Annotated in this window: 6 protein-coding genes and 1 pseudogene; 6 read left to right on the top strand and 1 reads right to left on the bottom strand. The window is 72.5% G+C overall.

Going from position 1 to position 11,547, the window contains the following annotated elements; translation table 11 throughout:
* The first annotated feature begins 24 nt into the window (after positions 1-24).
* The 3 genes from rodA to AB0C62_RS35640 all read left to right on the top strand — a co-directional run bounded on the left by rodA (position 25) and on the right by AB0C62_RS35640 (position 4,993).
* The gene (gene rodA / locus AB0C62_RS35650; protein ID WP_362980428.1) at positions 25-1,221 is read left to right on the top strand and encodes a rod shape-determining protein RodA; all 1,197 of its coding nucleotides are present in this window, start codon (positions 25-27) and stop codon (positions 1,219-1,221) included.
* 158 nt (positions 1,222-1,379) lie between these two features.
* Positions 1,380-2,918 carry a CYTH and CHAD domain-containing protein gene (locus AB0C62_RS35645; protein WP_362980426.1) on the top strand — a complete coding sequence of 513 codons (1,539 nt, stop codon included), beginning with the start codon at positions 1,380-1,382 and terminating at the stop codon, positions 2,916-2,918.
* A gap of 110 nt (positions 2,919-3,028) precedes the next feature.
* Positions 3,029-4,993, top strand: a complete 1,965-nt coding sequence (locus AB0C62_RS35640; RefSeq protein ID WP_362980424.1) for a TIGR03960 family B12-binding radical SAM protein — start codon at positions 3,029-3,031, stop codon at positions 4,991-4,993.
* A gap of 74 nt (positions 4,994-5,067) precedes the next feature.
* On the opposite strand, the gene AB0C62_RS35635 is transcribed toward AB0C62_RS35640, so the two are convergent.
* Positions 5,068-5,757 carry a DUF899 family protein gene (locus AB0C62_RS35635; protein WP_362980422.1) on the bottom strand — a complete coding sequence of 230 codons (690 nt, stop codon included), beginning with the start codon at positions 5,755-5,757 and terminating at the stop codon, positions 5,068-5,070.
* Between the two features lie 162 nt (positions 5,758-5,919).
* On the opposite strand from AB0C62_RS35635, the gene AB0C62_RS35630 reads away from it, so the two are divergent.
* From AB0C62_RS35630 to AB0C62_RS35620, 3 genes and pseudogenes are all read left to right on the top strand, one after another.
* Complete coding sequence (locus AB0C62_RS35630; RefSeq protein ID WP_362980421.1) at positions 5,920-7,128, top strand: hypothetical protein; 1,209 nt, start codon at positions 5,920-5,922, stop codon at positions 7,126-7,128.
* A 48-nt stretch (positions 7,129-7,176) separates the two neighbouring features.
* Positions 7,177-7,965 (top strand): TIGR03936 family radical SAM-associated protein, encoded by a 789-nt coding sequence (locus AB0C62_RS35625; RefSeq protein ID WP_362980419.1) that lies wholly within the window; start codon positions 7,177-7,179, stop codon positions 7,963-7,965.
* A 261-nt stretch (positions 7,966-8,226) separates the two neighbouring features.
* Positions 8,227-11,472: pseudogene (locus tag AB0C62_RS35620) on the top strand (Rne/Rng family ribonuclease); the annotation flags it as partial.
* Between the last annotated feature and the right edge of the window lie 75 nt (positions 11,473-11,547).

Below are 11,547 nucleotides of genomic sequence, written 5' to 3'. Positions count from 1 at the left end.
GACCAACGGCCTGAGGATCCTGACATGACCGGAGCCAACAACTTCTCCGTCTCCGGGTACGGACCCGAGCGCGCGGGCTGGACACGCCTGTTCGCCCGCGACTCGCTCGCCCGCCGGCTCGACTGGCCGATACTGCTGTCGGCCGTGGCGCTGTCCCTGATCGGCGCGGCCCTCGTCTACTCGGCGACCCGCAACCGCACCGAGATCAACCAGGGCGACCCGTACTTCTTCCTCATCCGCCACCTGATGAACACGGGCATCGGCATCGGGCTGATGATCGGCACGATCTGGCTCGGCCACCGCACCCTGCGCACGGCCGTGCCGATCCTGTACGGCCTCTCGGTCTTCCTGATCCTGCTGGTGCTGACCCCGCTCGGTGCGACGATCAACGGCCAGCGCAACTGGCTCGTCGCGGGCGGTCTGTCGCTCCAGCCCGCCGAGTTCATCAAGATCACGATCATCCTGGGCATGGCGATGCTGCTGGCCACCCGCGTCGACGCGGGCGACAAGCAGTACCCCGACCACCGCACGGTGCTCCAGGCACTGGGCCTGGCGGCCGTACCGATGATGATCGTGCTGCTCATGCCCGACCTCGGCACCATCATGGTCGCGGTCATCATCGTGCTCGGCGTCCTGCTGTCCTCCGGTGCCTCCAACCGCTGGGTGTTCGGCCTGATCGGCGCGGGCGCCCTCGGAGCGATCGCCGTCTGGCAGCTCAAGATCCTCGACGAGTACCAGATCAACCGCTTCGCCGCCTTCGCCAACCCCGACCTCGACCCGGCCGGCGTCGGCTACAACACCAACCAGGCCCGCATCGCCATCGGTTCCGGCGGCCTCTTCGGCACCGGCCTCGGCCAGGGCTCGCAGACGACCGGCCAGTTCGTGCCCGAGCAGCAGACCGACTTCGTCTTCACCGTCGCCGGTGAGGAACTCGGCTTCGTCGGCGCGGGCCTGATCCTGGTGCTCCTCGGCGTGGTCCTGTGGCGCGCCTGCCGCATCGCCCGCGAGACGACCGAGCTGTACGGCACGATCGTCGCGGCCGGCATCATCGCCTGGTTCGCCTTCCAGGCCTTCGAGAACATCGGCATGACGCTCGGCATCATGCCGGTCGCGGGTCTACCCCTGCCGTTCGTGTCCTACGGCGGATCCTCCATGTTCGCCGTGTGGGTCGCGGTGGGGCTGTTGCAGTCGATCAGGGTGCAGCGGCCGATGTCGGCATAGGCGCCCGGGCGGCCGGGGCGGCGGCGGTGACCGAGAGGGTCCGGCCACTCCCGGGCCGCCCGGCCGCACCGGCCGGGACGGCGAGCAGGACGGCGAGCCGGCCACGAGAGGCTGATCGGGTACTGCCCAGGGCCCCGAATCGCGTCTAGATTCGGTTCATGGCGGACACGAAACGCGAGATCGAGCGCAAGTACGAGGGTCCCGCGACCGAGAACGGCGCCGACGGCCTGCCGGATCTCAGCGGCGTCGCCGGAGTCGCCGCCGTCGTCGACAAGGGCGTCGCCGAACTCGACGCCACCTACTACGACACCCCGGACCAACGCCTCGCCGCCGCCTCCCTCACGCTGCGCCGCCGCACCGGGGGCGCGGACGCCGGCTGGCACCTCAAGCTCCCCGTCGCCGAGGGCGTACGCGACGAGATCCGCGCACCTCTCTCCGACACCGTGCCCCGCGCCCTGTCCGGCCTCGTCCGCTCCCGCGTGCGCGACACCGAACTCGTCCCCCTCGTCCGCCTGGTGTCCTCCCGCGACGTCCGCCACCTCGTCGACGGCTCCGGCGCCCTGCTCGCCGAGGTCAGCCTCGACCGGGTCCGCGCCGAGCGGCTCGACGGAGGCGGGGGCACCGCCGCCTGGACCGAGATCGAGGTGGAACTCGCCGACGAGGGCGACCCCGCCTTCCTCGACAAGGTCGAGAAGAAGCTCCGCAAGGCGGGCCTCCACCGCTCCGCCGCACCCTCCAAACTCGCCAAGGCCCTGACGGAGACCGGCAACCGGGCCGGCCAGCGCCGCGACGGGCGCGCGGGGAAGCCCGCCCGCGCGACGGCCCCCGGCACCGCGGGCGACCACGTCCTCGCCCACCTCCGCGCCCAGCGCGACGCCATCGTCGAACTCGACCCCGCCGTCCGCCGCGACGTCCCCGACTCCGTGCACAGCATGCGGGTCGCCACCCGCCGCCTGCGCGGCACCTTCGGCTCGTACGCCAAGGTCCTGGACCCCGCCGTCACCGGGCCGATCGGCGACGAGCTGAAATGGCTGGCCGGCGAACTCGGCGTCGACCGCGACCGGGAGGTCCTCACCGAGCGCCTCACCCAGGCCCTCGGTGAACTGCCGCGCTCCCTCGTCGGCGGGCCCGTCCGCACCCGGCTGCGCACCTGGGCGCACGCCCGCCACGGCGGCTCCCGGCGCCGCCTGCTCGCCGTCCTCGACGGAAAGCGGTACCTGGCACTGCTGAGCGCCCTCGACGCCCTGGTGGCGGACCCGCCGCTGCTCAAGGCCGCCGCCGGGGATCCCGAGAGGGTGATCGCCAAGGCGGTCCGCAAGGACGTCGCGAAGGTCTCCGAACTCGTTGCGCAGGCCCTCGACGGGCGGCCCGGCACCGACCGCGACCTCGCGATGCACGAGGCCCGCAAGAAGGCCAAGCGCACCCGCTACGCCGCCGAGGCCGCCGTCCCCGCGCTGGGCGCTCCCGCCGCCGGCCTCGCCAAGGCGATGAAGTCGCTCCAGGGCCTCCTCGGCGACCACCAGGACAGCGTGATGACCCGCGAGGCCCTGCGGGAGCTGGCGGCCCTGGCGCACGCGGCGGGGGAGAGCTCGTTCACCTACGGCGTGCTCTACGGGCGTGAGGAGCAGCGCGCGGCGGCGGTCGAGGCGGCGCTTCCGGGGGCCTGGCGGGCGACGCTGGAGCAGGCGTCCGTCTGACGGTCACCGTCCGTGGGTGGGCGAGCCCGGGTGGACGACCGTGGGCGGAGGGGGCTCCCGTCCGCGTTACGCTGGATGGTCAACCCTGTCGGCTCACAAAGGTTCGCGAGATGTCTGCCGAAACCGCTGTGTCGGTCTTCCCACAGCTCGAAGCCCTGCTCCCGCATGTGCAGAAGCCCATCCAGTACGTCGGCGGAGAACTCAACTCCACGGTGAAGCCGTGGGAGGAGTGCGACGTCCGCTGGGCGCTCATGTACCCCGACGCGTACGAGGTCGGCCTGCCCAACCAGGGCGTCATGATCCTCTACGAAGTGCTGAACGAGCGCGAGGGCGTCCTCGCCGAGCGCACCTACAGCGTCTGGCCCGACCTGGAGGAGCTGATGCGCGAGCACCGGGTCCCCCAGTTCACCGTGGACAGCCACCGCCCGGTGAAGGCCTTCGACGTGTTCGGCCTGTCCTTCTCCACGGAGCTGGGCTACACGAACATGCTGACCGCCCTCGACTTGGCGGGCATCCCGCTGGAGTCGAAGGACCGCACCCTCGACGACCCGATCGTGCTGGCCGGCGGGCACGCCGCGTTCAACCCCGAGCCGATCGCCGACTTCATCGACGCGGCGGTCATCGGCGACGGTGAACAGGCCGTCCTCGACATGACGGAGATCATCCGCACCTGGAAGGCGGAGGGCCGCCCGGGCGGGCGCGAGGAGGTCCTCTTCCGCCTGGCGAAGACCGGCAACGTCTACATCCCGGCCTTCTACGACGTCGAGTACCTCGCCGACGGCCGCATCGCGCGCGTCGTGCCCAACAAGTCGGGCGTGCCGTGGCGGGTCTCCAAGCACACCGTCATGGACCTCGACGAGTGGCCGTACCCGAAGCAGCCCCTCGTGCCGCTCGCGGAGACCGTCCACGAGCGCATGTCGGTGGAGATCTTCCGCGGCTGCACGCGCGGCTGCCGCTTCTGCCAGGCGGGCATGATCACCCGTCCGGTGCGCGAGCGGTCCATCACCGGCATCGGCGAGATGGTGGAGAAGGGCCTGAAGGCGACCGGCTTCGAGGAGGTCGGCCTGCTCTCCCTGTCCTCCGCCGACCACTCGGAGATCGCCGACATCGCCAAGGGCCTCGCGGACCGGTACGAGGAGGACAAGGTCGGTCTCTCCCTGCCCTCCACCCGCGTGGACGCCTTCAACGTCGACCTGGCCAACGAGCTGACCCGCAACGGCCGTCGCTCGGGCCTGACCTTCGCGCCCGAGGGCGGCTCCGAGCGCATGCGCAAGGTCATCAACAAGATGGTCTCGGAGGAGGACCTCATCCGGACCGTCTCCACGGCCTACGGCAACGGCTGGCGCCAGGTGAAGCTGTACTTCATGTGCGGCCTGCCGACCGAGACGGACGAGGACGTCCTGCAGATCGCCGACATGGCGATGAACGTGATCGCCGAGGGCCGCAAGGTCTCCGGCCAGAACGACATCCGCTGCACGGTCTCGATCGGCGGCTTCGTGCCCAAGCCCCACACCCCCTTCCAGTGGGCGCCGCAGCTCTCCGCCGAGGACACCGACGCCCGCCTCACGAAACTCCGCGACAAGATCCGCGGCGACAAGAAGTACGGCCGCTCGATCGGCTTCCGCTACCACGACGGCAAGCCCGGCATCGTCGAGGGCCTGCTGTCCCGCGGCGACCGGCGCATCGGCTCCGTCATCCGCGCCGTCTACGAGGACGGCGGCCGCTTCGACGGCTGGCGCGAGCACTTCTCGTACGAGCGCTGGATGCGCTGCGCCGACAAGACGCTCCCCGACTTCGGCGTGGACCTCGACTGGTACACGACCCGCGAGCGCTCCTACGAGGAGGTCCTGCCCTGGGACCACCTGGACTCCGGTCTCGACAAGGACTGGCTCTGGGAGGACTGGCAGGACTCCCTCGACGAGACCGAGGTCGAGGACTGCCGCTGGACCCCCTGCTTCGACTGCGGGGTGTGTCCTCAGATGGACACGAGCATCCAGATCGGCCCGACCGGCAAGAAGTTGCTGCCGCTGACGGTCAAGAACCCGGCTCCGGCGGCCAGTGGGCACACGCACTGAAGCACGGGTGACGCGGAACCGAACGAGGCGCCCCCTTCCCGACGGGAAGGAGGCGCCTCGCTGTGTGCCCGTCCTCAGGCGTGACCCGTTCCCGGGCCGTAGGCCGCCGCGATGTCCTTGGACGCGGCCCAGCGGCTGTAGGTGGGGGACTGGGGCCAGCCCTCGGGGGAGTCCTGCCATTCCTCCTGGCGTCCGTACGGCAGGAGGTCGATGAGCGCGAAGGTGTGGCTCAGCTGCTCGGTGCCGCGGCCGTCGGTGTGCCAGGTGCGGTGGACGGTGTCGCCGTCGCGCAGGAACACGTTGACGGCGAAGCCGCCGCCGGGCGGTGCGCCGACGTCCGCCCCGAACGGGCTGTTCGCCGTCGAGTACCACGGCATCCGGTTGCCGACCCGCTCCTTGTAGGCGAGCGCCTCGTCGATGGGGCCCTGGGTGACGACGACGAAGCGGGCGTCGTACTGGTCGAGGAACTCCAGGCGGGTGAACTGCGAGGTGAACCCCGTACAGCCCGGGCACTGCCACTCCTGGCCGGCGAACCACATGTGGTTGTAGACGATCAGCTGCCGCCGGCCCTCGAAGACGTCCGCTAGCCGGACGGGTCCGTCCGCGCCCTCCAGCGTGTACTCCGGCATCTCGACCATCGGCAGACGGCGGCGCTCGGCGGCGACGGCGTCGAGCTCCCGCGTCGCGGCCTTCTCCCGCGCCCGCAGGCTCTCCAGCCGGTTCTCCCAGGTCGCGCTGTCGACGACGGGTGGTAGTGCGCTCATGGTCCCCTCACACAGCTCGTAGGCGACGTTCCCTTGCGCAGACTCGGACTCCCCGAGGGACGGGAACTCATCGGTCGCCCACGACCGGTGGATCGCACAACGACGTGACGCCGGGTGTCCCCGTGGCGCATCCATCGGGGTGGCCGCTGCGTCTAGGCAGGTATGGATCTGGAAAAGCCGTCTGCCGGGACGGCCGAGCGGCCCGGGGCGCCAGGGGCGGGGGCCGAGGGCTGTCTCGCCGTCGCGATCCGCGTTCCCGTGCGGATCGTGGTGCTCGTGCTCGTCGTGCCGGTGCGCATGGTGTGGGACGCGTGCGTCGTCGGCGGGAGGATTCTCCGGGACACCGTGCTGCGCCCGCTGGGGCGGGTCGTCGGCTGGGTGGCGCGGGCCCTGTTCGTCTGGCCGTGGGTGGCCCTGTGGCGGTACGTGGTCGTGCCGGTCGGCACCGCACTGGCCTGGCTGGGACGGGTGCTGCTCGTCGTGCCGGCGGTGTGGCTGTACCGCGTGCTCCTGACCCCGCTCGGCCACGGCCTCGCCTGGTTCGCCGGCGGGGTCGGGGCGGTGCTGGGCTGGATGTACGCGCGGCTGCTCACGCCCGTGGGACACGCCGTCGCCGCGCTGCTGCGGGGCGTCGGTCTGGTCCTCGCCGCTGTCGGCGGCGGACTCTGGACTGCTGTCGTCTGGCTGGCGCGTCACCTGGTGGTCGTGCCGGCCAGGTGGCTCCACACGTGGGTACTCACGCCCGTGGCGAGGGCGGTCGTCCTGCTGCTCACCGGGATCGTGTGGGTCGTACGGATGATCCTGCTCGGCATCGGTGCCGTCCTCTACTGGACGGCACGCGTTCTGCTGGTGCTGCCCGCGCTCGCGCTGTGGCGCTGGGTGCTCGTGCCGGTCGGCCGGGCCCTCGCCGTCGTCGGACGGGAGGTCGGCGAAGCCCTCGGGCACGCGTGGCGTGTCGCCGGACACATCTCGCTCGCCGTCGGACGGTTCCTCGGACGGCTCCTGACGTGGACCCTCGTGGATCCTGCCCGCTGGGCGTACCGGACGGTGCTGACGCCGGTCGGTCACACCGTCCGCGACCTGGTGCTCAAGCCCGCCGCCGAGGCGGCACGCAGCGCGGGACGGACAGCGCGACAGGCACTGGCCGCCGCCCGCGACGGGGCGCGCCAGGCCCGCGCCGACTTCCGCCGACTGCTCCTCGGCCCGCCCCGGGAGCCGCAGCTCGTCACCGCACCGGAATCGCGGCCTGCCCCAGCCCCCGAACCACGGGCCGCCACCCCCCGGGAGACGGAGCCGCTCGGTCCGCGGGAACCAGTCGCGGGCGGGACACGTACTCTAGGTAGCAGTACGACCGCACTCACGAAGGACTGAACGACACTGGGCAAGCGACAGCCCGAAGGCCCGCCTCCCGCTCCCGCGGTGCAGCGCGTCCGACTGCGCTACACCAAGCGCGGCCGCCTCCGGTTCACCAGCCACCGTGACTTCCAGCGCGCTTTCGAGCGCGCCCTGCGCCGCGCCGCCGTACCGATGGCGTACTCGGCCGGGTTCACGCCGCACCCCAAGGTGTCGTACGCCAATGCCGCACCCACCGGCACGGGCAGCGAGGCGGAGTACCTGGAGATCGCGCTCACCGAGGCGCGCGACCCGGAGAGGCTGCGTGCGCTCCTCGACGAGTCGATGCCCTCGGGCCTCGACATCATCGAGGCGGTGGAGGCCCGCACCTCGGGTCTCGCCGACCGGCTCACCGCTTCCGTGTGGGAGCTGCGCCTCGACGGCGTGGAACCGGCCGAGGCGGAGCGCGCGGTGGCGGCGTTCACGGCCGCCGAGACCGTGGAGGTCAGCCGCAAGACCAAGAATGGCGTACGGACGTTCGATGCCCGGAGCGCCGTGGCGGCTCTTGAGACGGTCGCCGGGACGCACGGTCCCCAGGCTGATAGGCCGAGCGACCAGGCCTGTGCGATACTGCGGCTGGTTGTTCGGCACGTGACGCCTGCCGTTCGACCCGACGACGTCCTGTCCGGTCTTCGCGCCGTGGCCGACCTGGCGCCGCCGGTCGCCGCAGCGGTGACCAGGCTGGCGCAGGGGCTGTTCGATGAAGAGACCGGCACGGTGACCGACCCGCTCGCGCCCGACCGCGAGGCAGTCGCAGCCGCCCCAGCCGATCGCACAGGGGCCGCCGAAACTGCCGCCGCGAAGGCGTCGGCGTAGGGAAGTCCCGCGTAAGGACGCACGTCGTAGCGCCGCCCTCGTATCCGGGAGCCATCTGGGTCGGGCAGCGCACCCCACCACAAGACTTTCGCCAGGCCGTACGCACACATGGCGTACGGAACCGGCGAGACAGGACACAGAGAGCTCCCGTGCGGCGCCCGCGCCCCGGACGGCGGCACCGCGCATCGCGCGAGCCGCGGACGTCACCGGCACTGCCGGACCAGGCGCGGCGCCCGGGAGCCTGACGGGAGATCCACCCGCATGCTCGAGCCGACCGAAGCCGCCGAGCCCTCCACGGGCTCCGACGACAACAACAGCCCCAGCGACACCCTGCCGCCGCGGCGCCGCCGCCGTGCCGCGTCGCGCCCCGCCGGTCCTCCGACCGCCGCCTCCGAGGCCGCGGCCGAGACCACCGCGCCGGCCATACCGGCCGTCGCGTCCGCCGAATCCGTCGCGGACGAGCCCACCACCACCGCGGACTCCGTGGACCCGGAGCCCGAGGAGACGGACGAGGCGGCCCAGGCCGCGGCGGCCGACACCGAGGACGCCGCACCGCGCCGTACGCGCCGCCGTGCCACCCGCCGTGTCTCGGCCCCCGCCGGTGTGCCGGTGGCCGACGAGGCCACCGAGATCGCCGAGACCGTGGTGCCCGCCCCGGCCGCCGTCGCCGAGCCCGCCGCCCGGGCGGCCGAGGAGACCCCGGCCCCCGTCGAGGAGCCCGCTCCCGCCGGCCGTACGCGCCGCCGAGCCACCCGCCGGGTCGCCGCGCCCGCCGCCGCCGAGGCCGCCGAGACGGTGACCGCACCCGCCGAGCCCGTCGCCGCCCCGGCGCAGGCCGAGGCCCCCGCCGAGACGGTGGAGGCGGAGGAGGACGCCACTCCTCGCCGCGCCACCCGTCGTCGTGCCACCCGGCGCGTCTCCGCCCCGGCCGGCACGCCCGAGGGCGACGCCGCCGACGAGCGTGTGGAGGCGCCCGTGACCAGCGAGAGCAAGCCCGCGGAGTCCGAGCGTCCCGAGGCCGTTCAGGCGGACGCCGCGCCGGCCGAGGACGGTGCCCCGCGCCGTGGCCGCCGCCGCGCCACCCGGAAGGCCGCCGGCGGTTTCTCGGCCCCCGCGCCGAAGGAGACCGACGACTCCTCACGGCGTCCCGGCCGTCCCGCCGTCGCCGTCTTCCAGGCGCCGGTGTTCACCGAGCCGATGTTCCAGACGCCGGAGCGCGCCGCCGCCGCGGCCGCCGCCGCGGCCGCCGCCGAGGCCGCCGGAGCGAGCGTCGAGGCCCCCGAGCCCGTCGAGGCCCCCGAGCCGGCCGAGGCCGTCGAGGAGCCCACCGGCGGGCGTCGCAGCCGCCGCCGTCGCCGGGCCGTCGAGGACGAGCCGGTGACCGTGGCCGCCGAGGAGCCGGAGCCGCAGGAGCCCGAGGAGTCCGCCGAGGACGCCGAGGACGCCGAGGACAGCGCCGAGGGTGACGACAGCGAGGAGGAGTCCGCGGGCTCCCGACGCCGTCGCCGTCGTGGTGGCCGTCGCCGCCGCCGTGGCGAGTCCGCCGACTCGGACCACGAGTCCGGCGACTCCACCGACGAGGACGAGGCGGCCGACCAGGCCGCGCAGGACGCCGAGGACACCGCCGAGCAGGTCGAGGAGGACGCCGAGGAGTCCGACGACGACGAGCGCGGGGAGTCGGGCGGCTCCAGCAGCAGCCGTCGCCGTCGCCGCCGCCGCCGCCGCGCCGGTGACTCCGGTGGCGACAACGAGTCGAGCGACAACGACCCCGAGCGCACGGTCGTCAAGGTCCGCGAGCCGCGGAGCAAGAACGTCGAGCGGTCCGGTGACGCCACGGACGAGGTCCAGTCCATCAAGGGCTCGACCCGCCTGGAGGCGAAGAAGCAGCGCCGTCGCGAGGGCCGCGAGCAGGGCCGCCGCCGCGTCCCGATCATCACCGAGGCCGAGTTCCTGGCCCGCCGTGAGGCCGTCGAGCGGGTGATGGTCGTCCGCCAGAGCGGCGAGCGCACCCAGATCGGCGTCCTCGAGGACAACGTGCTCGTCGAGCACTACGTCAACAAGGAGCAGTCGACCTCGTACGTCGGCAACGTCTACCTGGGCAAGGTCCAGAACGTGCTGCCGTCGATGGAGGCCGCCTTCATCGACATCGGCAAGGGCCGCAACGCCGTGCTCTACGCCGGTGAGGTCAACTTCGAGGCGCTCGGCATGGCCCACGGGCCGCGCCGCATCGAATCCGCCCTCAAGTCCGGCCAGTCGGTCCTCGTGCAGGTCACCAAGGACCCGATCGGTCACAAGGGCGCGCGTCTGACCAGCCAGGTCTCCCTCCCGGGCCGCTACCTCGTGTACGTGCCCGAGGGCTCCATGACCGGCATCAGCCGCAAGCTGCCCGACACCGAGCGCGCGCGTCTGAAGACCATCCTCAAGAAGATCGTCCCCGAGGACGCGGGCGTCATCGTGCGCACCGCCGCCGAGGGCGCGAGCGAGGACGAGCTGCGCCGCGACGTCGAGCGTCTGCAGGCGCAGTGGGAGGACATCCAGAAGAAGGCGAAGAGCGGCAACGCCCCGACGCTGCTCTACGGCGAGCCGGACATGACCGTCCGCGTCGTCCGCGACATCTTCAACGAGGACTTCTCCAAGGTCATCGTCAGCGGTGACGAGGCGTGGGACACCATCCACGGCTACGTCGCGCACGTCGCGCCCGACCTGACCGAGCGGCTGTCGAGGTGGACCTCCGAGGTCGACGTCTTCGCGACGTACCGGATCGACGAGCAGCTGATGAAGGCGCTGGACCGCAAGGTCTGGCTGCCGAGCGGCGGTTCGCTGGTGATCGACAAGACCGAGGCGATGATCGTCGTCGACGTCAACACCGGCAAGTTCACCGGCCAGGGCGGCAACCTCGAAGAGACCGTGACCAGGAACAACCTGGAGGCGGCCGAGGAGATCGTGCGCCAGCTGCGGCTGCGCGACCTGGGCGGCATCGTCGTCATCGACTTCATCGACATGGTCCTGGAGTCCAACCGCGACCTGGTCCTGCGCCGCCTGCTGGAATGCCTGGGCCGCGACCGTACGAAGCACCAGGTCGCCGAGGTGACCTCGCTGGGTCTGGTCCAGATGACCCGTAAGCGGGTCGGCCAGGGCCTCCTGGAGTCGTTCTCCGAGACCTGCGTCCACTGCAACGGCCGCGGTGTCATCGTGCACATGGAGCAGCCGACGTCCGTCGGTGGCGGCGGCAAGCGCAAGAAGCGCGGCCGTGGCGGCGCCGAGCAGGTGCACGACCACGACCACGACCACGACACGCACGAGTCGGCCGAGGAGTCGGAGACGGTCGAGACGGAGGCCGAGGTGGCCGCCGAGGTCGCCGCGCCCGTCGCGGTCGAGCCGGACTTCCAGCCGGACGAGGAGCTGTACGGCAGTGCCGCCGAGGCGGAGGCCGCGGCCGGCCGCGGCCGTTCGCGTCGCCGCGCCACCCGGCGCGCGTCGGCTCCGGCCGGTGCGCCGAAGGCCGAGGCGCCGACGACCTGGCCCTTCTCGACCAGGTAGACGCCGTCCCGGGTGAGCCCGGTCAGCAGCAGCGTCGCCGGG

Source organism: Streptomyces sp. NPDC048643, assembly GCF_040650615.1.
Classification (GTDB): Bacteria; Actinomycetota; Actinomycetes; order Streptomycetales; family Streptomycetaceae; genus Streptomyces.
This window is presented reverse-complemented; position numbering and strand designations above follow the sequence as displayed.

Coding starts and splice junctions, on each gene's coding strand:
- AB0C62_RS35645 (WP_362980426.1), top strand. CDS start 1,380: ATGGCGGACACGAAACGCGAGATCGAGCGCAAGTACGAGGGTCCCGCG.
- AB0C62_RS35630 (WP_362980421.1), top strand. CDS start 5,920: ATGGATCTGGAAAAGCCGTCTGCCGGGACGGCCGAGCGGCCCGGGGCG.
- AB0C62_RS35640 (WP_362980424.1), top strand. CDS start 3,029: ATGTCTGCCGAAACCGCTGTGTCGGTCTTCCCACAGCTCGAAGCCCTG.
- rodA (WP_362980428.1), top strand. CDS start 25: ATGACCGGAGCCAACAACTTCTCCGTCTCCGGGTACGGACCCGAGCGC.
- AB0C62_RS35635 (WP_362980422.1), bottom strand. CDS start 5,757: ATGAGCGCACTACCACCCGTCGTCGACAGCGCGACCTGGGAGAACCGG.